Origin of the sequence: Sterolibacterium denitrificans (assembly GCF_900174485.1) — a bacterium.
Taxonomy (GTDB): domain Bacteria; phylum Pseudomonadota; class Gammaproteobacteria; order Burkholderiales; family Rhodocyclaceae; genus Sterolibacterium; species Sterolibacterium denitrificans.
The window spans coordinates 938,707-961,017 of sequence record NZ_LT837803.1 but is presented as its reverse complement, the minus strand read 5'-3'; the positions used below and the strand labels follow the sequence as shown (position 1 = coordinate 961,017).

Below are 22,311 nucleotides of genomic sequence, written 5' to 3'. Positions count from 1 at the left end.
CGATTCCCCGACGATTAAGCATTCGCCTTGCGGCAAACACCCCTACGGTCTTTGACAACCCGCTCCACCCTGCTGCAGGTGGAACGGCCCAAAGTTCTGGGTCTTGCCACGCACGCATGGCAAGACCGCCATTTCTCTTATGCCGACAAGCTGGCCTGATCGACCCGCACGCCGACACCCATGGTGCTGCTGACGGAAATCTTTCTCAGGTACTGGCCCTTGGAAGTGGCCGGCTTGGCTTTTTGCAGCGCTTCCAACAAGGCAGCCAGGTTTTTCTGCAAGGCGTCCACCTCGAAGGAAGCCCGGCCGATGGTGCACTGGATGATGCCGCCCTTGTCGGTGCGGTACTGCACTTGACCCGCCTTGGCGTTCTTGACGGCCGTGGCCACGTCCATGGTCACGGTACCGACCTTCGGGTTCGGCATCAGGCCGCGCGGACCGAGTATCTGGCCGAGCGCGCCGACGACGCGCATGGCATCCGGCGTGGCGATGCAGATATCGAATTCGATCGTGCCGGCCTTGACCGTCGCGGCCAGGTCGTCGAAACCGACGATGTCGGCACCCGCCGCCTTGGCGGCTTCCGCCTTGTCACCCTGGGCAAACACCGCGACACGCACGGTCTTGCCGGTACCCGCCGGCAGCACCACCGAGCCACGCACGTTCTGGTCCGACTTGCGGGCATCGACGCCCAGATTGACGGCCACGTCGACGGACTCGTCGAACTTCGCAACGGCGCATTCCTTGACCAGCGTCAGCGCATCCTTCACCGGGTAAGCCTTGCTGCGATCGACCTTGGCCTGCAAGGCCTTGGCGCGCTTGGATATCTTGGCCATCTCAGACGCCCTCCGTGGTAATGCCCATGCTGCGCGCGCTGCCGGCGAGCGTACGCACGGCGGCATCCATGTCGGCAGCGGTCAGATCCTTGATTTTCACCTTGGCGATTTCTTCAAGCTGAGCGCGCGTGACCTTGCCCACCTTGTCGGTATGCGGCTTGGCGCTGGCTTTCTGGATGCCGGCAGCTTTCTTCAGCAGGATGGTCGCCGGAGGCGACTTCATGATGAACGTGAAGCTCTTGTCGGCAAACGCCGTGATCACGACCGGAATCGGCAAACCCGGCTCCATGCCCTGCGTCTGGGCATTGAAGGCCTTGCAGAATTCCATGATGTTCAGACCGCGCTGACCCAGCGCGGGACCGATCGGGGGCGAAGGATTCGCCTTGCCGGCCGGCACTTGCAGCTTGATGTAGCCGACGATTTTCTTGGCCATTTCAGTTTTCCTCTAGTGAGTGATAGCGCACTTTCGGTTTCCCTAGTCATGCTCCTCTTGCCGCAGCTGCATCCACCACCAAGGCACCGTGCTGCGACACGACAGCGCCCCGGCAATCCTGAACCCTACAAACTCAAACCTTTTCGACCTGGTCGAACTGCAACTCGACCGGCGTCGGCCGCCCGAAAATGGTGACGGCCACACGCATCCGGCTTTTCTCGTAATTGACCTCTTCGACGTTGCCGTTGAAGTCGGTAAACGGGCCATCCTTGATGCGCACCATCTCGCCCACTTCGAAAAGCACCTTGGGGCGCGGCTTCTCCACACCCTCCTGAATCTGGGCCATGATCTTCTCGACTTCCCTGTCGGAAATCGGCGTCGGCCTGGTGGCCGTGCCACCGATGAAACCCGTCACTTTGGGCGTGCTCTTGACGAGATGCCAGCTCTCGTCGTTCATTTCCATTTCAACCAGCACATAGCCAGGAAAGAATTTACGCTGGGAAATACTCTTCTGACCGCTGCGCATTTCAACGACTTCTTCTTCCGGCACCAGAATCTGTCCGAAGAATTCCTGCATACCCGCGCGGCTCACCCGCTCGCGTAGCGCACGCTGCACCGATTTCTCAAAGCCAGAATAGGCGTGAACGACATACCAGCGTTTAGTCATTATTTTTTCCACCCCAGCACGAGATCGTAGACCACCCACTCCAGGCTCTTGTCCGTTACCCAGAGCACGATCGCCATCACCAGCACGAAGGCAAAGACAATACCGGTGGTCTGGATGGTCTCCTTGCGCGTAGGCCAGACCACTTTTTTGGTCTCGAGCCAGGATTCCTTGCTGAATACGAGGAAAGTCCGGCCCGGCGCCGTAAACCATGCAACCGCCACGCCAGCGCCAAACCCGAAGAGAACCGACAAGACCCGCAGAATCATCGGCTGCTCACTGAGCATGTAGAAACCAATGACGCCTGCGATCAGGAAGCCCAGTGCAACGACGAACTTTAGCTTGTCAGCCATCTCTTTCAATCAAATTTGGCAGGGGCGGAGGGCCTCGAACCCCCGACCTTCGGTTTTGGAGACCGACGCTCTGCCAATTGAGCTACGCCCCTGCAGCAGAGACAAAACAGGCGCCCGGATCGAAACGCGAACGCCTGCACCACAAACCAGAATTACGCGATCACCTTTGCCACCACGCCGGCGCCGACGGTACGGCCGCCTTCGCGGATGGCGAAGCGCAGGCCTTCTTCCATGGCGATCGGCGCAATCAGCTTGACCGTGATCGACACGTTGTCGCCAGGCATCACCATTTCCGTGCCTTCCGGCAGATCCACCGCGCCCGTCACGTCCGTCGTGCGGAAGTAGAACTGCGGACGATAGCCGTTGAAGAACGGCGTGTGACGACCACCCTCATCCTTCGACAGCACGTAGATCTCCGCCGTGAAGTGGGTATGCGGCGTGATGCTGCCCGGCTTGGCCAGCACCTGGCCGCGCTCGACGTCTTCACGCTTGGTGCCGCGCAGCAGCACCCCGACGTTGTCGCCCGCCTGGCCTTGATCCAGCAGCTTGCGGAACATTTCAACGCCCGTGCAGGTGGTCTTCTGCGTTTCACGAATGCCGACGATTTCGATTTCTTCGCCAACCTTGACGATGCCGCGCTCGATACGCCCCGTCACCACCGTGCCGCGGCCGGAAATCGAGAAGACGTCTTCGATCGGCATCAGGAAGGCGCCGTCCACCGCGCGTTCCGGCGTCGGGATGTAGTTGTCCAGCGCTTCGGCCAGCTTGAAGATGGCCGGTTCGCCGATTTCGCTCTGGTCGCCTTCCAGCGCTTTCAGCGCCGAGCCCTTGATGATGGGAATGTCGTCACCGGGAAATTCATACTTGCTGAGCAGTTCGCGCACTTCCATTTCGACCAGTTCGAGCAGTTCGGCATCGTCGACCATGTCGCACTTGTTGAGGAATACCACGATGTAGGGCACACCCACCTGGCGGGCCAGCAGGATGTGCTCGCGCGTTTGCGGCATCGGGCCGTCCGCGGCCGAGCAGACCAGAATGGCGCCATCCATCTGCGCCGCGCCCGTGATCATGTTCTTCACGTAGTCGGCGTGGCCCGGACAGTCAACGTGCGCGTAGTGGCGCGTCTCGGTTTCGTATTCAACGTGCGAGGTGTTGATCGTGATGCCGCGCGCCTTTTCTTCCGGAGCATTGTCGATCTGGCTGTAGTCCCGCGCCTCCCCTCCCCACTTCTTCGACAGCACCGTGGTGATCGCCGCCGTCAGAGTGGTCTTGCCGTGGTCAACGTGACCGATCGTTCCTACGTTTACGTGCGGCTTCGTACGCTCAAATTTGGCCTTTGCCATAATCATCTACCCCAAAAACGAACACAAAAACTCCGCTGCTGCGGAACCCATTGAAAATCCGTGGTGCCCATGACGTGGATTGAACACGTGGCCTCTCCCTTACCAAGGGAGTGCTCTACCACTGAGCTACATGGGCACAAAACTCTGGAACCCGAAACATCTGGAGCGGGTGAAGGGAATCGAACCCTCGTCATAAGCTTGGAAGGCTTCTGCTCTACCATTGAGCTACACCCGCCTTGCCTGCGACAGCCAGGCTACCTACCCTGCACAGCTTCCAGCCGTCCGGCAAAACACTGTAACGACTACCAATCTACTGCTGCTACCTTGGTGGAGGGGGAAGGATTCGAACCTTCGAAGGCTGAGCCGGCAGATTTACAGTCTGCTCCCTTTGACCGCTCGGGAACCCCTCCAGCGAAACGCGACATTATGCTAGTGACTCCAGCATGAGTCAACATGATCTGCCGTTAAATTTCATCTCCCGATATCCGCGGGCTTCTGCCGGCGCGTCTGAAACACCGGCCGCGGCGCAGGTTCTTCAATCGGGCGCCGGGTATTTGAGTGCATTCCTGGCAATCTTGTCGCGCGCAGCGGCATGCAGGTCGATCTGCAACACATCCGCCAGTTCGATCAGGTAGATCAATACGTCGGCGACTTCCTCGCGTACCGCTGTCAGTTTTTCCGCTGGCAGGGTCAGGCTCTCCTCGCCGCTCAGCCACTGGAAATGCTCGACCAGCTCGGCCGCCTCGACAATCAAGGCCATCACCAGGTTTTTTGGTGTGTGATAGGCCTGCCAGCCGCGCGCGGCCGCAAAACTTCGCAACGTATCGCGCAGGGCCAGCAGTTCTCCGTGGTTTACGTTGTCCAGGCTCATCGACGACGACCTCCAGAGGCATCCTGCCGCAACAGCATCAGCCACGGCAGGGCAAGAAACGGCCAGAGCGATGAAGCCAGCCGGGTCAGGCCATTGAAATTGAGGAAATGTCCCTGCCGCCAGACCTGCAGCGTAGCGGCAAGATAGGGATTTTCAGGCGCCAGATTGACGAAAATGGTCGTCAGCATCAGCGCCAGGGCGGCAAGTACCCGGCGCCAGGCATAGGGCAGATAGCTCGCCGGCAGCCACAGCAGCAAGCCCGTAGCCAGTCCCGCCAGACTGCCTGCGGTCGCCCAGGCGATGCTTGCCGTGGAGGCCAGGACGGTCAGGGAGAGACTTTTCATCAACAGCGCCAGAACGATGACCGCCAGCGTCAACGCGCGCTGCCCTATGCGCAGCAGACAACTGCAGATCAGTCCGGCTGCCAGCGTATTGCCCGCAGTGACGCCGGCCTCGATCCAGGGGAAATACTCGACGGTATAGGAGGTCGCCAGCGCGGGTTCCCGGCCTCCCAGGAAACTGCGCAAATCGCCATTGCCGAACAGCAGGATTTCCGGATTCAGCTGCGTCAGCAACCAGATCGCCAGCAGTATCAAGCCGCTGTGCCCCAGTGAGCCGTCACCGACCAAACGATGCGCCAAGGCATGCAGACGCCCGCCATCGAGCAATACGGCACCCCAGCGCCATCCGGCCAGCGCGCCGAGCAGGACGCCGCAAATATTGGTTGCCAGATCCACATTCGAGGCAACCCGGCTGGGCAGGAAGTTCTGGACTGTCTCCAAAGACAGGCTCAGGGCGCTCCCCAGCAGCAGCGCCAGCACGACGGACACAAAATTGCCGCGCCGGGGGTGGAGCGCCGCCGTCCACAGAAAACCCAGCGGCAGGTAGGCCAGCATATTCGCCGCGATATCGAAGCCCGTCCAGTAGCGCGGCCATGCCGCCGTCAGATAGGCAAACAAGGGGGTGCCGTTATCGTGCCAGCCCGAAAACGGATGCAGGCTGGCATACACCACCAACAGCGTATATGCCCCGGCAAGGTAACGCGGCAGATGCGCGAGCGAGCTGCCCTGCTGCAAGCGAGTCAAAGTCAACCCGGGTTCGACGCGCTGATGCCGGCATCGGCGCTGCCTGTGCTCCGCTTCAGCAAGGTCTGGCGCAATTGCTGAAATGCCTGGGCGGGTGCCAGCTTGCCCAGATCGAATTGCGGCAACTCGACCGTATCGAGGGTGTTCTTTACCAGCAAACCCAGTTCGGTCTCGCCTTCCATGATCAGACGGCGACTGAAAAACAGCGTATCCGCATCCTCCTCGCGCGCCATCAGGGCGAGAAAATCGCGTGCTCGCGCGGTAATGCAAAGATCCGGCGTGCGCGGATCGAAGCTGGGATGGAAATTGCGCCGTCCCATGGTGAAGCGCAGCGACAATCCGGCATCGCGTACCCGGATCATCAGGCGCTTGCCGATCAGCGGCTCCAGTGGTTCACGCGGCAACAGGCGATCCAGCGCCAGATTCAGGCTGGTCGTCAGCAACAATGTCGGCGGCAGTTGCGGCAGACGCGCGCCCAGACGCGCAACGCGCTCGGGCAGGGTGAAATCGGGCAGATTCATCGGCACTCCTCCGTTCTCGGCATCCAGGCATTCCCGGCATTCAGGCGGCCATGATCTGTTCCAGGCCCGGACGGCCATGCCAGAAGCCGTTGCAGGTCTCACCATCCAGCAGTTCATGCACCGCCTCCCAGGCCGCCGCCGGCGTCAGCGCGCCATCGATGCAGCGACGGAACAGCGCGATGACGGCAGCGGTCTGCTGCGACTGCGGGCTGATGCGCGCGACGGCAACGTTCAGCTTCTGCAGGCTCGGCATTTCCAGCAGCAGATTATAGATTTTCGCCGACTGCGTCTGGGTGCCGTTGAGCGTCAGAAAGGCTTCGCCCTCGCGCGTCTTCAGCGCCATGCCGTCGGGAAACTCGATGCAGCGGAATTCGCAGCTATCCTTCTGCAGATTGAAGCGGCGCGCCGTGAAGCAGCGCGCCGAAAAGGCCAGCGGCAGACGACCGTGGGCGAACACTTCGGTCTCGATGCCGGCTGTGGGCGAGACTTGCGTCAGCAAGGCCGTCAACATTTCAGCGCCGGATTCCGGCGGCATCACCCAGCGCAGGGCGCCTGTCTCACGCAGGATGCCCAGCGTTTCTGCATTGAAGACATTCAGCGTCGGCCCGGCGACAAAGGGCAGCTTGCGTTCACTGAGCAGGTGCACCGCCCCCATGTCATTGGCCTCGACGGTGAAGCTGCCGTTGCCGACGATCTTGCGCAGCATCTTCAGATCGGATTCCGACTCGATCAGCGTCTGCGAGGACAGCACCACCTGCTTGCCGGCATTGGCGAGCTTGCCGGCCACGGCGATCCAGTCGTCGACGCGCAGCTCATGGCGGCGCGAACAGACGGTCTCGCCGAGATAGACGATATCGACCGGCTGCTCGGCCATTTCCTCGTAGAACTCGAACACCCGCTCGCGCGGCCAGTAGGTGAGGATCGGACCCAGGGACAATTTCATGACTTCACTTCCACGGACGATTGTAGGCGCCGAGGGTATTCGACTGCCCCTCGGAAACCTTGCCCAGCTCGGCCAGCCAGGCCGGTCTGACGACGAAGCCGGCCGGATTGCTGCGGCAACTGTCGATCGCCTCGCGCCAGACCTGCGTCACCTGCGCGACATACGCCGGGCTGCGCTGGCGTCCTTCGATCTTCATGGCGCGCACGCCGATCTCCATGAGCTGCGGCAACAGTTCCAGCGTATTCAGGCTGGTCGGCTCCTCGATGGCGTAATAGGTTTCTTCCTCGACGGCGAAGCGCCCCTTGCACAAGGTCGGATAACCGGCCCGCTCGCCTTCGTCGTAGCGGTCGATGAGGATGCCGTTCAGGCGCGTTTCCATGCCGGCATCGGTTTGTTCCCAGCGCACGCTCTTGGCCGGCGAACAGGCGCCCTGGCAGTTCGGCGAAGTGCCGGTGGCATAGGCCGACAGCGCGCAGCGCCCTTCGACCATCACGCACAGGCCGCCAAAGCCGAAGACTTCGATCTCGACCTCGGTGTTGGCGACGACGTGAGCCACCTGGGCCATGGAAAGCACGCGCGGCAATACCGCGCGCTGAATGCCGAAACGCTCGCGATAGAAGTTGATGGCCTCGTAGCTGGTCGCCGAGCCCTGCACCGACAGATGCAGGCGCAGATCGGGCCAGGTGCGCTGCGCATAAGCCATCAGGCCGGGATCGGCGAGGATGATGGCATCGATGCCGGCCTGCGCGGCGCGATCGATGGCGCCGGTCCAGCGCGCCCAGTTGCCGGCCTGCGGATAGGTGTTCAGCGCCAGCAGCACCTTGCGCCCGCGCGCATGCGCGTAGCGCAGACCCTCGGTCAGCGCCTTGTCGTCAAAATTGAGGCCGTTGAAGTTGCGCGCATTGGTATCGTCGCGAAAACCCAGATACACGCAATCGGCGCCATGATCGATGGCCGCCTTCAGCGCCGGCAGACTGCCCGCCGGACAGACGAGCTCCATAGAGGCTTGAGCAGACATGCACGCTCCCGAAAAAGAGCCGACAGTATACGCGCCTCTGCCGGGATATGCGATTGATTCCGCTCAAGTCGCCGTAGCAGCGACCTGTTGCTGCGCCGCATAGTCGCGCAGCAGGCCCAGCAGCGCCTCGTCGTCGTAGGGTTTGCCCAGATAGGCGTTGACGCCCAGTGCCAGCGCATGCTCGCGATGCTTGTCGGCGATCCGCGAAGTGATCATGACGATCGGCACCGCCCGCAGCCGCGCATCGGCACGCACGTGGCGCGTCAGCTCGAAGCCATCCATGCGCGGCATTTCAATATCCACCAACATGGCCGTCGGCACGAAATCGGCCAGTTGTTCGAGCGCATCGACGCCGTCCTTGGCGGTCACTACCTGGTAGCCTTCGCGCGCCAGCAGGCGGCCGACGATCTTGCGCACCGTCAGCGAATCATCGACCACCATGATGGTCGGCGCCACGCTGGCCGGTGGCGCGGCAACAAGGTTGGCAGAGGCGACTGCCAACCCTGTTGCATCCGCCTCCGCCGCCGGTACGCGCTCGCGGCCGGCAAGCACCAGCGGATTGAGAATCAGCGCAATTTCGCCATCATTCAGCACGGTCGCCCCGGCAATGCCGGGCACCCGCGCCAACTGCGGGCCGATGTTCTTGACGACGATTTCCTGGTTGCCGCCCACGCCATCGACCTCGAGCGCGATGTGCCGATCGGCCCCTTTCAACAGGAGAATCCAGTGACGCCGCGGCGCTGCGGTTTCTCCTTTTGCGCCCTCCTCGCCCAGGAGCTGCGCCAATGAATACCAGGGGTAATGCGTATCCAGCCAATCCGTGCCGCCGGCTGCGCGAATTTCCATGGCCGCCTCCGGACGCAGCTCCATCACCTGCTCGACCATGGTCGATGGCAGGGCATAGCTGCGATTGCCCGAGCGCACCAGCAGCGCCTGGCTCACCGCCAGCGTCAGCGGCAGGTAGATGCGAAAACGCGTGCCCTGCCCGCTGGCCGAATGCACTTCGATGCGGCCGCCGAGCGCCATGGCCTCGGTGCGCACCACGTCCATGCCGACGCCGCGCCCGGCCACCTCGCTGACTTGCTGCGCCGTACTGAAGCCCGCAGAAAAAATGAATTGCGCCAACCGCTGCTCATCAACCGGCTCATCGGCGCCGAGCATGCCCAGTTCGAGCGCCTTGCTGCGGATCCGTGCGTAATCCAGACCGGCGCCGTCATCCGCCAGTTCGATGACGATTTCGTTGCCTTGCTGGGCCAGCGTCATGACGATCTCGCCGATCTCCGGCTTGCCGGCGGCCCGGCGCGTCTGGCGGTCTTCGATGCCATGGACGACGGCGTTGCGCAGCAGATGCTCGATCGGTCCCTGCATTTTTTCCAGCACCGAACGATCCAGCTCGATCTGCCCGCCACGGATGTCGAGATTGACGCGCCGCCCGAGTTCCTTGGCCACCTGGCGCACGACGCGGTACAACCGGTCGACGATGGCATTGAACGGCAGCATGCGCACGCCCATCAATGCCTGCGACAGATCGCGATTCAGACGTGCCTGGGCGGTGATGGCGGCACTGGCGTTATCGACGTTGCGCAGCAGGTTGTGCTGCACGGTGGTGACGTCATTGACGCTCTCCGCCATCATCCGCGTCAGTTCCTGGAAGCGCGTGAAACGATCCATTTCCAGCGGATCGAACGCCTGCTGCGACTCCTGTTGCAGATTCAATTGCGATTGCATCCGGCTCTCGGCCTGGATTTCGATTTCGCGCAGTTGCTGGCGCAGACGAATCACGTTCTCGGTCAATTCGAGCAGCGAGCCCTTCAAGGAGCGCATCTCGCCTTCGATGCGCCCACGCGCAATTGCCATCTCACCCGCTGCGTTGATGAATTCATCGACCAGTTCGGCACGCACGCGCAACTGGGTACGCTGGCTGGTCGTTTCGGCCACTTCCGCCATGGCCTCGGCACCGTCTGCCACGGCAGCGGGCGCTGGCGTTTCTGCCGCCGTCGCCGGCGTTTCTCCGGCCGCGCCTTCTCCTGCAGCGGCATCACCGCGCTCGATGCGGATCAACCCATCGAACATGCCCAGCGCGCGATCGAAACAGGTTTCCAGATCGTCAAGGAAAGCCGGAACCGGCGGTGTACCGTGGCGCGTCGCCTGGATCAAGCGAGTCTCGATGCCATGCACCAGCTCACCCATGCGCATTGCCCCGGCCATGCGCGCGCTGCCTTTCAGCGTGTGCAGCAGGCGCTGCAGATGCGGGCCGATGGCCGGATCATCCGGGGTTGTCCGCCAGACGCGCAGTTCGCCACCGATCTCGCGCAGCAAGTCATTCCCTTCTTCAATGAAGATCGGCAACAACTGCGGATCGAGATCATCATGGATGCGCAGCTTGCGGCGCTGATCGACGAAGGGCGAATCCGTATCCGCATCCGCGTCCACCTCCACATCGCCCACAACGTCCACATCCTCCGCCTGCGGGAGCATCTCCGACTGGTCGACCAGCGCGGTTGGCATTCTCGGCTCTGCCAGCGGCTGCGACTCAGGCTTCAGTTCCTCCAGCTCGGCCAGCAAGGCTGCGGCATCCTCGGGCAGACGACGGCTGGCGAGATCATCCACCATGTCCTGCAAGGATGCGATGCAACGTGACAGCAGCGCCTGTTGCTGCGCATCCGGCACCGCGGCCGCATCGGCAAAGCGCTCCAAGGCGTATTCCAGCGCCTTGCCGAGGCGATTCACGGCACGCACGCCGACCGTGCCGGAAACGCCCCCCAGGGTATGGCTGGCGCGCAAAATTTCGCGCGTCGGCGGCGCCTGCGCCAGGCTCGCTTGTTCGGCAATGAGCACGGCCAGATGGCTGCGCGCTTCCGCCAGATAGATTTCATACACCGCCGGGGAGAGGCTCAGTTCGCCGATGACGACCAGATCCTCGGCATGGGCTGGCTGCGGTGCGGGAACGGCAGCCGCCTCGGACACCGGCTCAGGCACGGGTTCAGGCGCTGCCGCCATCCCGGTATCGGCGTCCTCATCCACCCTGGCAAGCTCATCTCCCGCCATCAGTTGCCGGCAAGCGGCATGCAGCTCGACGACCGCCGGCGATTCGGCTGTTGGCGTCGGTGCGCCGGCTTCCAGACAGGCCGTCCAGTCGCGGAACGACGCATGGGCCGCTTCGAGCATGCCCTGCAGGCCCGGACTGGCCCCCTGCTCCAGCTTGAGCCACTGGTTCAACACCTGTTCGACCGACCAGGCAGCCTCGCCCAGATCCGTCAGCCCGACCATGCGGCCGCTGCCCTTGAGGGTGTGAAAAGCCCGGCGCATGACTGCCAGCGTCTCCAGATCATGCGGCTGCGCGGCCAGCTGCGGCAGTTGCGTGGCGATGGTATCCAGCACCTCGCGCGCTTCTTCGAGAAAGATGCCCAGCAACTCGGCATCGATCGTCTCGCTGCTGGCGTCCGCCAGACGCATCGCCTCGGCAGAAGGCGCTGCCACTGGCGGAATCAACGAGGGCAGATCGGCAGCGGGCTGTTCGAGGTGTTCGAGGTGTTCGAGCTGTTCGAGCTGTTCAATCTGCTCGGCCATCAGCGTCGGCACCTCGGCATCCGCATCCGGCAGATGTTCCAGCACCGGCATGAGCAGCCGGTCTTCCCCCGGCGCTTCAGAGGCTTCAGGCACTGCAGGCCCGGCCTGATCAGCCGTAGCCGATATGGTTGCCGCCTCAATCCCAGCCCCAGCCTGCGCCGGCTCGGGCTGAGCGGATGCCGGGCGGGATGGAGGCTGCGACTGCGGCTGCAATATGGCATCGAGGTCCGCCGGGCCATGGCGCAGTTTCTCGACGAAAAAGCCCAGCGCCGAAAGCTTGCTGGCCACGTCCTCGAAATCCGCCTGCGCAAATTGCCGGCCCGGTTGCCCGGATTCAGTGGATTCGGCGGATTCAGCAAATTCGGCAAATTCCGCCACCTTCTGCCGGCATTCGCGCAGCACATCCACGGCGCGCATTTCGCCCAGCATGGTCAGCGCGCCTTCAATCTGCTTGAGCGGCCCGGCCAATGCCGGCAGATCCGCCGCACGCGCCGCCGGATCGCGGAAGAAGCCATCGAGTTTCTGTTCGACCGCGACAAGATTGCCGAGCATCTCGCGCACCACCTGGTCGCGCAACAGACGCTCCTGTGCCCGGCGAGCAATCTCGTCGAGCTGCGGCACTTCCAGCGCCTGCAACGCCGCTGGCGTTTCGCCGCGCAGCAAGACCGTCAGGCGGCCGGCCATCACATCGACCTGATGGGCGAAATCGACGCCCAGCCGGCCGAGGTTTTCCAGCGCGCTATCCGCCAGCAGCAAGGCGGTGGCCACTTCCAGCGCCAGACCCGCATCGACTTCCTGCGTCGACCGGCTGGCCAACATGTCGGCCACGGCGCCGATGCTGGCCACCAGCCGCGCCAGATCGACCTGGCCGAGATCGCGCCCCTGCTCCGCCAGACGCCTGGCAGCCGCCTGGAATGGCGCCAGGGCAGCGGGATGCTGGCTGGCATAGCGGTTCCATTCTTCCTTGGCCGTTTCCAGCGTGTCGCGCAACGCCCGCTGCGAAACCGCGCTTGCCAGGTTCGCCGCTGCGGCATCGGCCTCGGTATCGGCCTCGGGAATCAGCTCGGCAAGACGATACGCCGCCCGCACGCAGGCGATGTGATCCGTCGTCGCGCCGGCAGTCGAGGCAATTGCAACGCAGTACAGCATTTCACGCAGCAGCTTCTTGCCGGCCGCATCGGCCTCGCCTTTATCCCGCCGCGCTTCCTGGTCTGCCTCGGCTTCGAGCAGACGGGCAATCTGCGCATCGATCCGCGCGCAAAGCCGTTTCACGGAAGCATCGACCGCCAGCCCATCGACGATCAGCGCATCGAGAAAAGCCAGCGCCACCCACCAGAAAGCGCGCGCGGCCGGCGGCGCCTGGGTCAGTTCGATCACCGCCAGCGAATTGCGCATTTCGGTCAGGCCGCGCGCCTCGCCTTTCAGCCATTTCAGCATGCCGCGCTGAAAACCCAAGCGCGCGGCCTTGAGACGCGCCGTCAATGCCGCGGGCGCAAGGGCGGCCGGTTCCTTTTCCCGCCGTGGCGGACAGACCGCGAGATCGGGATAAAACAAATCCGCCGGCGCTGGCGTCGCGCCGCGCAAGGCGGCCAACTCCCGGTAAAGCGGCAGCAAGCGCAAGGCGCGATCCGGTGCTCCCGCAAGCAATTCGTCCAGATAGCCGCTCACCATCGCCAGCGCCCGCTGGCAGACATCGGCCACTTGCCCGGACCAGGGCAGTTCCGCCGCCGCCAGCGCCAGCAATACCTGCTCGATCGCCGCAGTGAATTGCGTCACGCCGTCCAGGCCGACGATGGACAAGGCGCCGTTGGCTTGGTGCACATGATTCCGGGCCGCCTGCAACGGCGCCGCATCGGCCATCGCGGGATCGGCGGCCTGCGCTGCGGCATAGCCCTGCAGCGCCGCGCCGGCCCGATTCAGTGCTTGATCGATTTCTCCTTTGACCCAGGTCAATGGGCCGAGGTCGAATGCGCCGGAATTATTCATGGGTGAGCGTCAAGGTGCGTCGGGCGATCATGTCCTGCAACGAAGTCATAGCCGGCTGCCGTCAGTCGAACTCGTCAGACCTTGAAGCCGGCCACCGAAGCCTTCAGCTCGCCGGCGAGCAGCGAAAGTTCGCTGATCGAGCTGGCCGTCTGCTTGGTGCCTGCCGTGGTCTGTTCGGTGATCTGCAAAATTTCCTGCATGCTTTCGGCGACTTGTTTTGCCGAATCGGCCTGCTTTTGCGTATCCCGGGAGATGTCCTCGATCAGCCTTGCCAGGTTGTCGGAGACCTGTGAAATTTCCGTCAGCGCCTGGCCGGCGGCGTCGGAGAGGACGGTTCCCTCGACCACGTTGCGCGTCGAGTTTTCCATCGCCTGTACCGCATTGTGCGTGTCGGTCTGAATCGTCTTGACGATGGCGGCGATCTGCTTGGTCGCCTCGCCGGAACGCTCGGCCAGACGCTGCACTTCCTCAGCCACCACGCTGAAGCCGCGCCCCGCCTCACCGGCCGAAGCGGCCTGGATCGCGGCATTCAACGCCAATACGTTGGTCTGCTCGGTAATGTCGGAAATCAACTCGACGATTTCGCCGATCTCCTGCGAGGACTCGCCCAACCGCTTGATGCGCTTGGAGGTTTCCTGGATCTGATCGCGGATTTCATTCATGCCCTTGATCGAGTTGGTCACCGCCGCCGCGCCCTTTTGCGCCGCTTCCACGGAATGCCGCGCGACCTGGGAAGACTCCAGCGCATGGCTGGACACCTGGTCCATGGAGCCCGCCATGCCCAGCACGGCATCGCCCGCCTCGGTGATCTTGTGCGATTGCCGCTCGGTGGCTTCCAGCAGGCGCGATGAAATGCTCTGCGCGTTGTCCGAGGCATGGGCCACGCCGCCGGCCGTCTCGTTGATGCGCTTGACCAGCACCGAAAGCTCCTCGATGGTGTAATTCACCGAATCCGCAATCGCGCCGGTGATGCTCTCGGTCACGGTGGCGCGTACCGTCAAATCGCCATCGGCCAGATCGCCCATTTCATTCATCAGACGCAGAATCGCCTCCTGCGTGGCATTCCGCTCGGCCTCGGCATCGCGCTGCTGACGCTCGGCGTCGCGGCGCTGACGCTCGGCCTCTCGGTGCTGGCGTTCCGCCTCCTGCCTGCGCCGCGCGGCATCGTCGGTATATACCTTGGCCATCAGCAGCACCAGAATCACCGCCAGCAGCGTCGTCACGATGGTCGGCGTCAGCCGCTGGTTGAGCGAGCTTGCCGCAGCCTCCTTGCCATAGGCATTGAGCAACTGCCCGGTGGCAGCAAGCAGTTGCCGGTTGTCCGCAAGCGCGGCGGCAACGGCCTGTCTGGCTGCCGCGTACTGCTGCCGCTGGTCAAGCACCGTGCTCAAGGCAACTTGCTGCGGTGTAAACAAGTCCTCCAACTCGGTCAGCGTCCGTGGCGCGCCATCGCGAGCGGCGGCTATACGTGCTCGTGCCATACGTACTGCACCACCGCTTTCCAGCAAGGTAACCTGCAGATTGCGGAAGGTTTCGAGATCTTCGTCGAGTTGCAGCAGCGCATCCGGGTCGGCGGCATCCGCATCGGCATCGTCAGAGCCATCCAGCGCCGTCACCGGCATGACCATGAAATTGGCGTTTTTTTCGATCCGCTGGCCAAGCATCGACAAGCGGCTGACGATCAGCGATTCGCCCGCGCCGGCAGTGGCCCCGGGTTTCGCCAATTCTTCGACCAGTGCCTGGGCCTCCATATTTTTCTGCCGGATCAGACCGAGTGCCTGCCCCAAGGCAACCAGCGCCTTCTCCTGGCCGCGCAGCAGCATGACCTGCCTGTCGACACGCGCCCAGCGCTTCGCCACCTCGTCGAGCAGCGGCTCGACGCTGGCAGAGCGGGTCGGCGGCACGGTCGCCACACCGACATCCCCACCCTGGCGCAGGGCATCGAGCCGGCTCACATATTTCCCGCGCGCCAGCGCCAGTTCCTTGAATGCGGCCGGCTCACCCTGCAGGGCGCGCGGCAACGCATCGCCGATACGCTGCGCCAGCATCTGCAACTCGCCCGTCGCCCCGACATAAGCGGCGCCATGACCGGCGTCGCGCACACTGAACCACAGGGAAAACGCCGCGAAACCGAACAGCAGGATCAACAGCATGCCGAGGACCACCAACTGCCACAGGGTCGACAACCTGCCCGCACCGATGCCCGGCAACCCGCGTTGAAGCACGCCGGATGCCGGCGATGACGATGGTGCCGCGCGCGGCGCCTGGCCGATGACGACGGTCTCGCCCAGCGGGTCGTACGGCGCGGCATCTGCCGGCGTTTTTTTTCTGGCAAAAGGCAGTTTCAAATTGAATGCCATATTTTTCCCTTGCAAATCCGATTTGCCGAATCCGTGACAGCAACAACGACAACAATGACCATCACCGCTACAGCCGAACGGGCCGGCACAGGTCAGCGGGCGATATCAAGAAACTCCGGGTGGACGAGCAGCGGCTGGACGCGCAACCGGCGCCAGCGCGGCGCGACGGCATCCTGCCTGTCGCAATATGTTTCACCTATCCACGACTGCGCCGGCCCTGACTCTGCGGCCGCCTCCACCTCGGCAACGCATTCGAGGCCGTCCGGATTTTTCAGACCCAGCGTGCGGGAAACCAGCAGCGCACTGTTGCTGCCATAACGAGTGCCGATCAGCAGCAAGCGCGCATCGTCATTCAGTGGTGTCGGCTCCCCGCCCTGAAACAGGGAAAAATCCACCACCCCGTAAAGCACCCCGCGGATATTCACCAGACCGACGAACCAGGGCTTGGTCAGCGCCACCGGCGTCAATGACGCCCGCGATGGCAGCGATGCGAGCGGCACGATCTCGCCGGCATCGGCAAGGCCCAGCAGCCAGTAACCGTTTCCCGCCTGGATGCCGAGCAGGGCGCGCGAGTCTGCGCCGCGTGCGGCAGAGCTCAAGCGCTCGGCCAATCCTGCCTGGAATTCACGCAAGCTGAGACGTTTTGCCATCGGCTATCCCGTTTCCATTGATTCGGTCCCGCCGCCCGCCGTCAGCCGATGCTCGCCAGCTTGGCCAGCAGCTCGGCCGGATCCGCCGGTTTGACCAGATAATCCTGCGCGCCCTGGCGCATGCCCCAAATCTTGTCGGTCGCCTGATCCTTGCTGGTGCACATGATGATCGGAATATGGCGCGTCGCCTCCTCGCGCGAGATGGTGCGCGTGGCCTGGAAACCGTTCACGCCGGGCATGACGACATCCATCAAGATCAGGTCCGGCAGCTCCTGGCGGGCCAGGGCGATGGCCTGTTCGCCGCTTTCGGCAGTCACCACGACGTAGCCGTTGCGGGTCAGCAGATCGGCGAGCACCAGACGTTCCGTCGGAGAATCGTCCACCACCATGATTTTCCTGGCTGGCATGTTCATTTCCTCGCGCTCCAGTACCGGCAGATCATGCCGGCATCCTGGCATGATGCGCCACCGCCTTGAGCAGGGCATCCTTGGTGAATGGCTTGGTCAGATATTCCTCGGAGCCGACCATGCGCCCGCGCGCGCGGTCGAACAGGCCATCCTTGGATGAGAGCATGATCACCGGCGTGCGGCTGAAGTGCGGATTCTTCTTGATGAGCGAACAGGTCTGATAACCATCGAGGCGCGGCATCATGATGTCGCAGAACACGATATCCGGCTGATGGTCGGCGATCTTGGCCAGCGCATCGAAACCGTCTTCGGCCAGCAGCACCTGGCAGCCTGCCTGCAGCAGAAAGATTTCGGCGCTTTTACGGATGGTGTTCGAGTCATCGACCACCATCACCTTGATGCCATTGAGACTACCGCTGCCTGCCTCGCTCACCCGCCTGTCCTCGTTCGTTCAATCATTATCGAAGCGTGCATTCTGTGTCCGTCCGTCATGGATTGCAACCGGGCAACCACCGCCGCATGCGGAATTTTGCGCGCCGGCGACAGCATCGGAACGGCCCGCCGGGCCATGCCGCCTGCGTCGTCAATCGGACTTCGCGCGCAGGATCATCTGCCGCTCCGTCTGACTGACCTCGAGATAACGCAGCACATTCTGCCCCAGCAGCGCTTCCGCAGCCATTCCCGGCAATATCAGCACGCGCGCATTCGGGACGACGATGCCGCCGATGGCGATCTGCTGGCCGGCGACTTCCTCCGCCGCCACCTTGCCGCCGGCCGTCTCCACCCGGGTCGGCTCGCCGCGCGGCAACGCCAGGCGGCGGGCAACGGCAGCGCTGACCGCCACGCTGCTGGCGCCGGTATCCACCATGAAGCTGACCGGCTGATCGCCGATACGGCCCGCCACGTAAAAATGTCCGTCACGCGAGCGGGGAATGACGATTTCACTCGCACCCGCTTCCACCAGCGCCACCTTGGGCTTGATCTGGCTGTCCATGACCAGGTACGCGATACCCAGCAGGGCGCACCAGACCACGACGGCGAGAACATGTTTCTGGGCGAGCGTCATCGTTTGATCGTGCAGAAGAAAAGGTCGCGAAAAAGGTTGCAAAACATGGCCTGCCGCAGGCCGACCCACAAAGCCGCAGGATAGCAAATCCCTCTCCCGCAAACACGGGCGCAAAAGGCTGCGACTCATCAGGCGGCCATGGATGCAGGCTAAAATGGGCGCTTCGGCGCCTTGCTGCTTTGCCGCTTGTCGCTTCGCCATCCTATCGCCCGTTCCGATGCGCCCGCATCACCTCGCCGCCATGCCCCTGGACACTGCCGCCTCGTCGCCCACACCCCCCATCGTCCTGAGTTTTGCCGCTTCCGATCCCACCGGCGGCGCCGGCATCCAGGCCGACATCATGACGCTGAGCGCGCTGGGCTGTCATCCGCTCAGCGTCATCACCGCCATTACCGTGCAGGATACCGCCGGGGTCGACGGCATGCTGCCGATCGACGCCGACTGGATCGACGATCAGGCGCGCACCCTGCTGGAGGACGTGCCCGTCGCCGCCTTCAAACTGGGCGTGCTCGGCAGCCTGGAAAACATTGCCGTCATCGCCAGCATCGTCGCCGACTATCCCGATATTCCGCTGATCCTGGACCCGGTGCTGGCCTCGGGGCGGGGCGATCAACTGGTCGATGAAGACATGGTCGATGCCATGCTCCAGTTGCTGCTGCCGCAGACCACCATCCTCACCCCGAACAGCCTGGAAGCGCGACGCCTGGCGCAGGATCCGGACGACGAAACGGAGGAAGGCGAAAGCGGACAGGCCGGGGAGGCGGAAATGACGCTGGCCGACTGCGCGCGCCGCCTGATCGCCGCCGGCAGCGAACTGGTACTCATCACCGGCACCCACGAACATACGCATCCCGGCCAGGTCAGCAATACCCTCTACGGCCGGCACGGCATCGTGCGCAGCGACAAATGGGCGCGCCTGCCCGGCAGCTATCACGGCTCGGGCTGCACGCTGGCTTCGGCAATTGCCGCCAATCTGGCGCATGACATGGATATCGTCGAAGCCGTGCGCGGCGCCCAGGAATACACCTGGCGTACGCTGGCAGCGGGCTTTCGTCCCGGCATGGGGCAGTCCCTGCCCGACCGCTTTTTCTGGGCACGCGGCAATGAAACCAGTGAAGCCGGTGAACCCGATGACGCAACCTGAAGCCGCCGCAAGGCTGCGCGGCCTTTACGCCATCACCCCCGAAGATCCGCTGCTGCCGCGCCTTTCAACCCTGGTCGAAGCAGCCCTGCAAGGCGGCGTGCGCCTGCTGCAGTATCGCAACAAGACGGCACCCGCCCCCCTGCGCCGCGCCCAGGCGGCGGAAATGCTGCGCCTGTGCCATGCCCACGACGCCCTGCTGATCATCAACGACGACTTGCCGCTGGCGCTGGAGCTGAATGCCGATGGCGTGCATCTGGGACGCGACGATCACGGCGCGGACATCGCCGTGGCCCGCGCCGCGCTCGGCCCCGGAAAAATCCTCGGCATTTCCTGCTATGCCGATCCCGCCCGCGCCGCAGCCGCCGCCCAGGCCGGCGCCAGCTACGTCGCCTTCGGCAGCCTGTACCCCTCACCCACCAAGCCCCAGGCGCCGCCGGCGCCGCTGGCGCTGCTCGGCGAAGCCCGGCGCTGCGGCCTGCCCGTTGCCGCCATCGGCGGCATCACCCTGGACAATGCGCCGGCAACCATCGCGGCCGGCGCCGACATGCTGGCGGTGATCAGCGACCTCTTCGATGCGGCAGACATCACTGCCCGCGCGCGCGCCTACCGCGCTCTGTTTACTTCTTTCCACTCCCAGCGAGGCTCCCATGAATCGCAATGAAGACTTGTTCTCCCGCGCCCAGCAAAGCATCCCCGGCGGCGTCAATTCGCCGGTGCGCGCCTTCGGCTCGGTCGGCGGCACGCCGCGCTTCTTCAGCCGTGGCGCAGGACCGCGCGTCTGGGATGTCGAGGATCGGAGCTATCTCGATTACGTCGGCTCCTGGGGGCCGTTGATCGTCGGCCACGCTCATCCCGAAGTGGTGCGCGCGGTACAGGACGCCGCCGCGCGCGGACTGTCCTTCGGCGCGCCGACCGAAGCCGAAGTGGAACTCGCCGAGGAACTGCTGCGCCTGCTGCCCAGCCTGGAGATGGTGCGGCTGGTCTCATCCGGCACCGAAGCGACGATGAGCGCGATCCGCCTGGCGCGCGGCCATACCGGCCGCGATGCGCTGATCAAGTTCGAGGGCTGCTATCACGGCCACTCCGACAGCCTGCTGGTGAAAGCCGGCAGCGGCATGCTGACTTTCGGCAACCCGTCTTCGAGCGGCGTGCCGGCCGATCTCGCCCGACACACCCTGGTGCTGGATTACAACGACCCGCAGCAGTTGCGCGATGCCTTCGCCCGCCACGGCGAGCAGATCGCCTGCGTGATCATCGAGCCGGTGGCCGGCAACATGAACCTGATACGGCCCACGCCCGAGTTCCTGCAGACCCTGCGCGAACTGTGCACGCAATACGGCAGCGTCCTGATCTTCGATGAAGTGATGACCGGCTTTCGCGTCGGCCTTGCCAGCGCCCAGGGGCTGTTCGGCATCACGCCGGATCTGTCCACCTTCGGCAAGGTGATCGGCGGCGGCATGCCGCTGGGCGCCTTCGGCGGCCGGCGCGAGATCATGCAGAAAATCGCCCCGCTGGGTCCGGTCTATCAGGCCGGCACGCTGTCCGGCAATCCGCTCTCGGTGGCCGCCGGGCTGGCGCAATTGAAACTGATCCAGGCGCCCGGCTTCTATGACCGGCTGACGGCAGCCACCCAGCGCCTGTGCGCGGGTCTGACGACCGCCGCGCAGGAAAATCGGGTGGCGTTCTGCGCGCAATCCGTGGGCGGCATGTTCGGCATCTACTTCCGCGACCGGATACCCGGCAACTACGCCGCAGTGATGGAATGCGACAAAACCGCCTTCAACCGCTTCTTCCACGCCATGCTGGAGGACGGCCACTATCTGGCGCCTTCGGCCTTCGAAGCCGGCTTCGTTTCCGCCGCCCATACGGAGGCCGACATCGACGCCACCATCGCCGCCGCGCGGAAGATCTTCGCCCAGCGTTGAAGTCGGCCATCATCACGCTGCAGCGGGACGCGCCGGCCAAGCCGCGTCTGGCCGAGCCCTGCAATGGCTGCGGCGTCTGCTGCGCAGCCCGGCTTTGTCCCGCGGCGCTTCTGCTGCTGCGGCCTCGCCACGCGCCCTGCCCGGCGCTGGAATGGCAGCCGGAACCGCAACGGCGCTACGTCTGCGGCCTGCTGCGCCAGCCGCGCCACTACCTGGGCTGGCTGCCGCGCTGGCTGGAACAGCCTTTGCGGCACCGGCTCCATCGCAGCATTGCCGCCGGGCAAGGCTGCGATTGCACTATTGAAGTGGAGTAGGGCCAAGGCCGCGGCGTCATCTCCCTCCCACCTGCTCCCCGGCACCCGCTTCCAGCAACCGCTCGATCACCCGTCCGGCGGCGACCATGCCGAAGCTGGCGGTGACCATGACGGCCGAACCGTAGCCGGCGCAGTTGAGACCCTGGGGCGCGGCACCAGGGTCAGAGGCGCAGGCGGCCGGCTTTTGCGGCCGCACGATGGATTCGGTGGAAAACACGCATTCGACGCCAAAGCTCTGTTTCTCGCCGCGCGGAAAACCGTAGTCCTTGCGCAACTGGGCGCGCAGCCGGGCAGCCAGCGGATCGTGCTCGGTACGCGCCAGATCGGCCACCCGGATACGCGTCGGATCGCGCCGGCCACCGGCGGCGGCGGTAGTCACCAGCGGCATGTCATGGGCGCGGCAATGCGCGATCAAAGCGGCCTTGGCGCGGCCATCGTCGATGGCATCGAGCACGGCATCGCAGGATGGCAGTAACCGGGCGACGTTCTCCACGGTGATGAAGTCGTCGATCTCCGTCACCCGGCACAGCGGGTTGATGTGCCGGATACGCGCCGCCATGGCCGTCACCTTGGCCTGGCCGTAGGCGCCTTCCAGGGCATGGATCTGGCGATTGGTGTTGGACTCGGCAATGTGATCGAGATCGATCAGCGTCAGATACCCGACGCCGCAACGCGCCAGCGCTTCGGCCGCCCAGGAGCCGACCCCGCCGATGCCGACGACGCAAACATGGGCCTGGCTCAGCCTCGCCAGCGCGTCCTCGCCATACAGACGATTGATGCCGCCGAAGCGGCGCTCGAAGTCCAGCTCTGTGGTCACGACACCTA

The 22,311-nt window shown here is 64.0% G+C and carries 21 protein-coding genes and 4 tRNA genes; 4 read left to right on the top strand and 21 right to left on the bottom strand.

The window, feature by feature from the left end:
• Nucleotides 1-137: 137 nt before the first annotated feature.
• The 20 genes from rplA to SDENCHOL_RS04265 all read right to left on the bottom strand — a co-directional run bounded on the left by rplA (nt 138) and on the right by SDENCHOL_RS04265 (nt 18,103).
• Nucleotides 138-833 carry a 50S ribosomal protein L1 gene (gene rplA / locus SDENCHOL_RS04360; protein ID WP_154716117.1) on the bottom strand — a complete coding sequence of 232 codons (696 nt, stop codon included), beginning with the start codon at nt 831-833 and terminating at the stop codon, nt 138-140.
• Nucleotide 834: 1 nt separating this feature from the next.
• Complete coding sequence (gene rplK, locus SDENCHOL_RS04355; RefSeq protein WP_154716116.1) at nt 835-1,266, bottom strand: 50S ribosomal protein L11; 432 nt, start codon at nt 1,264-1,266, stop codon at nt 835-837.
• A gap of 133 nt (nt 1,267-1,399) precedes the next feature.
• Nucleotides 1,400-1,933 (bottom strand): transcription termination/antitermination protein NusG, encoded by a 534-nt coding sequence (gene nusG, locus SDENCHOL_RS04350; protein ID WP_154717348.1) that lies wholly within the window; start codon nt 1,931-1,933, stop codon nt 1,400-1,402.
• Complete coding sequence (gene secE / locus SDENCHOL_RS04345; RefSeq protein WP_154716115.1) at nt 1,933-2,283, bottom strand: preprotein translocase subunit SecE; 351 nt, start codon at nt 2,281-2,283, stop codon at nt 1,933-1,935. The genes nusG and secE overlap by 1 nt, the downstream gene beginning before the upstream one ends.
• Nucleotides 2,284-2,299: 16 nt before the next feature.
• Nucleotides 2,300-2,375 (bottom strand) — tRNA-Trp (locus tag SDENCHOL_RS04340).
• 60 nt (nt 2,376-2,435) lie between these two features.
• On the bottom strand, nt 2,436-3,626 hold the full coding sequence (gene tuf / locus SDENCHOL_RS04335) for an elongation factor Tu (RefSeq protein WP_154716114.1): 1,191 nt from the start codon (nt 3,624-3,626) through the stop codon (nt 2,436-2,438).
• A gap of 61 nt (nt 3,627-3,687) precedes the next feature.
• Nucleotides 3,688-3,762 (bottom strand) — tRNA-Thr (locus SDENCHOL_RS04330).
• Nucleotides 3,763-3,787: 25 nt separating this feature from the next.
• A tRNA-Gly gene (locus tag SDENCHOL_RS04325) sits at nt 3,788-3,861 on the bottom strand.
• Between the two features lie 90 nt (nt 3,862-3,951).
• Nucleotides 3,952-4,036: transfer RNA gene (locus tag SDENCHOL_RS04320), tRNA-Tyr, on the bottom strand.
• 125 nt (nt 4,037-4,161) lie between these two features.
• Nucleotides 4,162-4,497, bottom strand: a complete 336-nt coding sequence (locus SDENCHOL_RS04315; RefSeq protein ID WP_154716113.1) for a nucleotide pyrophosphohydrolase — start codon at nt 4,495-4,497, stop codon at nt 4,162-4,164.
• Entirely contained in the window at nt 4,494-5,588 is a 1,095-nt protein-coding gene (locus tag SDENCHOL_RS04310; protein WP_197706843.1) for a VanZ family protein, read from the bottom strand. The genes SDENCHOL_RS04315 and SDENCHOL_RS04310 overlap by 4 nt, the downstream gene beginning before the upstream one ends.
• Nucleotides 5,585-6,103 carry a ubiquinone anaerobic biosynthesis accessory factor UbiT gene (gene ubiT / locus SDENCHOL_RS04305; RefSeq protein ID WP_197706842.1) on the bottom strand — a complete coding sequence of 173 codons (519 nt, stop codon included), beginning with the start codon at nt 6,101-6,103 and terminating at the stop codon, nt 5,585-5,587. Before ubiT ends, SDENCHOL_RS04310 begins: the two co-directional genes overlap by 4 nt.
• A gap of 40 nt (nt 6,104-6,143) precedes the next feature.
• Nucleotides 6,144-7,046 (bottom strand): U32 family peptidase, encoded by a 903-nt coding sequence (locus tag SDENCHOL_RS04300; protein ID WP_154716111.1) that lies wholly within the window; start codon nt 7,044-7,046, stop codon nt 6,144-6,146.
• 4 nt (nt 7,047-7,050) lie between these two features.
• Nucleotides 7,051-8,064 (bottom strand): ubiquinone anaerobic biosynthesis protein UbiU, encoded by a 1,014-nt coding sequence (gene ubiU, locus SDENCHOL_RS04295; protein ID WP_067170812.1) that lies wholly within the window; start codon nt 8,062-8,064, stop codon nt 7,051-7,053.
• A 63-nt stretch (nt 8,065-8,127) separates the two neighbouring features.
• On the bottom strand, nt 8,128-13,620 hold the full coding sequence (locus SDENCHOL_RS04290; RefSeq protein ID WP_154716110.1) for an Hpt domain-containing protein: 5,493 nt from the start codon (nt 13,618-13,620) through the stop codon (nt 8,128-8,130).
• 74 nt (nt 13,621-13,694) lie between these two features.
• On the bottom strand, nt 13,695-15,980 hold the full coding sequence (locus tag SDENCHOL_RS04285; protein WP_083522885.1) for a methyl-accepting chemotaxis protein: 2,286 nt from the start codon (nt 15,978-15,980) through the stop codon (nt 13,695-13,697).
• A gap of 92 nt (nt 15,981-16,072) precedes the next feature.
• A complete protein-coding gene (locus SDENCHOL_RS04280; RefSeq protein ID WP_067170817.1) occupies nt 16,073-16,630 on the bottom strand; it encodes a chemotaxis protein CheW in 558 nt (185 codons plus the stop codon).
• Between the two features lie 41 nt (nt 16,631-16,671).
• Nucleotides 16,672-17,037 (bottom strand): response regulator, encoded by a 366-nt coding sequence (locus SDENCHOL_RS04275; RefSeq protein ID WP_067171111.1) that lies wholly within the window; start codon nt 17,035-17,037, stop codon nt 16,672-16,674.
• A gap of 31 nt (nt 17,038-17,068) precedes the next feature.
• Nucleotides 17,069-17,428, bottom strand: coding sequence for a response regulator (locus SDENCHOL_RS04270; RefSeq protein WP_067171114.1), 360 nt, complete (start codon nt 17,426-17,428; stop codon nt 17,069-17,071).
• Nucleotides 17,429-17,620: 192 nt separating this feature from the next.
• Nucleotides 17,621-18,103, bottom strand: coding sequence for a retropepsin-like aspartic protease family protein (locus SDENCHOL_RS04265; RefSeq protein WP_083522886.1), 483 nt, complete (start codon nt 18,101-18,103; stop codon nt 17,621-17,623).
• A 241-nt stretch (nt 18,104-18,344) separates the two neighbouring features.
• Here SDENCHOL_RS04265 and thiD point away from each other — a divergent pair, with 241 nt between their 5' ends.
• Genes thiD through SDENCHOL_RS04245 form a run of 4 tightly spaced genes read left to right on the top strand, consistent with a single transcriptional unit; the run spans nt 18,345 to nt 21,486 of the window.
• Nucleotides 18,345-19,247 (top strand): bifunctional hydroxymethylpyrimidine kinase/phosphomethylpyrimidine kinase, encoded by a 903-nt coding sequence (thiD, locus tag SDENCHOL_RS04260; RefSeq protein WP_067171120.1) that lies wholly within the window; start codon nt 18,345-18,347, stop codon nt 19,245-19,247.
• The gene (gene thiE / locus SDENCHOL_RS04255) at nt 19,234-19,908 is read left to right on the top strand and encodes a thiamine phosphate synthase (protein WP_067170820.1); all 675 of its coding nucleotides are present in this window, start codon (nt 19,234-19,236) and stop codon (nt 19,906-19,908) included. Before thiD ends, thiE begins: the two co-directional genes overlap by 14 nt.
• The gene (hemL, locus tag SDENCHOL_RS04250) at nt 19,895-21,172 is read left to right on the top strand and encodes a glutamate-1-semialdehyde 2,1-aminomutase (protein ID WP_067170823.1); all 1,278 of its coding nucleotides are present in this window, start codon (nt 19,895-19,897) and stop codon (nt 21,170-21,172) included. Before thiE ends, hemL begins: the two co-directional genes overlap by 14 nt.
• Nucleotides 21,169-21,486, top strand: a complete 318-nt coding sequence (locus SDENCHOL_RS04245; protein WP_067170826.1) for a hypothetical protein — start codon at nt 21,169-21,171, stop codon at nt 21,484-21,486. The genes hemL and SDENCHOL_RS04245 overlap by 4 nt, the downstream gene beginning before the upstream one ends.
• A 16-nt stretch (nt 21,487-21,502) precedes the next feature.
• On the opposite strand, the gene tcdA is transcribed toward SDENCHOL_RS04245, so the two are convergent.
• Nucleotides 21,503-22,303, bottom strand: a complete 801-nt coding sequence (tcdA, locus tag SDENCHOL_RS04240; RefSeq protein WP_067170829.1) for a tRNA cyclic N6-threonylcarbamoyladenosine(37) synthase TcdA — start codon at nt 22,301-22,303, stop codon at nt 21,503-21,505.
• Between the last annotated feature and the right edge of the window lie 8 nt (nt 22,304-22,311).

Bases quoted from the DNA above. Each gene is read 5' to 3' on its own strand.
- SDENCHOL_RS04270 (WP_067171114.1), bottom strand. From the start codon at position 17,428: ATGGTGGTCGATGACTCGAACACCATCCGTAAAAGCGCCGAAATCTTT.
- SDENCHOL_RS04265 (WP_083522886.1), bottom strand. From the start codon at position 18,103: ATGACGCTCGCCCAGAAACATGTTCTCGCCGTCGTGGTCTGGTGCGCC.
- thiD (WP_067171120.1), top strand. From the start codon at position 18,345: ATGCCCCTGGACACTGCCGCCTCGTCGCCCACACCCCCCATCGTCCTG.
- rplK (WP_154716116.1), bottom strand. From the start codon at position 1,266: ATGGCCAAGAAAATCGTCGGCTACATCAAGCTGCAAGTGCCGGCCGGC.
- ubiT (WP_197706842.1), bottom strand. From the start codon at position 6,103: ATGAATCTGCCCGATTTCACCCTGCCCGAGCGCGTTGCGCGTCTGGGC.
- SDENCHOL_RS04280 (WP_067170817.1), bottom strand. From the start codon at position 16,630: ATGGCAAAACGTCTCAGCTTGCGTGAATTCCAGGCAGGATTGGCCGAG.
- tuf (WP_154716114.1), bottom strand. From the start codon at position 3,626: ATGGCAAAGGCCAAATTTGAGCGTACGAAGCCGCACGTAAACGTAGGA.
- thiE (WP_067170820.1), top strand. From the start codon at position 19,234: ATGACGCAACCTGAAGCCGCCGCAAGGCTGCGCGGCCTTTACGCCATC.
- rplA (WP_154716117.1), bottom strand. From the start codon at position 833: ATGGCCAAGATATCCAAGCGCGCCAAGGCCTTGCAGGCCAAGGTCGAT.
- SDENCHOL_RS04315 (WP_154716113.1), bottom strand. From the start codon at position 4,497: ATGAGCCTGGACAACGTAAACCACGGAGAACTGCTGGCCCTGCGCGAT.
- SDENCHOL_RS04290 (WP_154716110.1), bottom strand. From the start codon at position 13,620: ATGAATAATTCCGGCGCATTCGACCTCGGCCCATTGACCTGGGTCAAA.
- SDENCHOL_RS04285 (WP_083522885.1), bottom strand. From the start codon at position 15,980: ATGGCATTCAATTTGAAACTGCCTTTTGCCAGAAAAAAAACGCCGGCA.
- SDENCHOL_RS04275 (WP_067171111.1), bottom strand. From the start codon at position 17,037: ATGCCAGCCAGGAAAATCATGGTGGTGGACGATTCTCCGACGGAACGT.
- hemL (WP_067170823.1), top strand. From the start codon at position 19,895: ATGAATCGCAATGAAGACTTGTTCTCCCGCGCCCAGCAAAGCATCCCC.
- secE (WP_154716115.1), bottom strand. From the start codon at position 2,283: ATGGCTGACAAGCTAAAGTTCGTCGTTGCACTGGGCTTCCTGATCGCA.
- ubiU (WP_067170812.1), bottom strand. From the start codon at position 8,064: ATGTCTGCTCAAGCCTCTATGGAGCTCGTCTGTCCGGCGGGCAGTCTG.
- SDENCHOL_RS04300 (WP_154716111.1), bottom strand. From the start codon at position 7,046: ATGAAATTGTCCCTGGGTCCGATCCTCACCTACTGGCCGCGCGAGCGG.
- nusG (WP_154717348.1), bottom strand. From the start codon at position 1,933: ATGACTAAACGCTGGTATGTCGTTCACGCCTATTCTGGCTTTGAGAAA.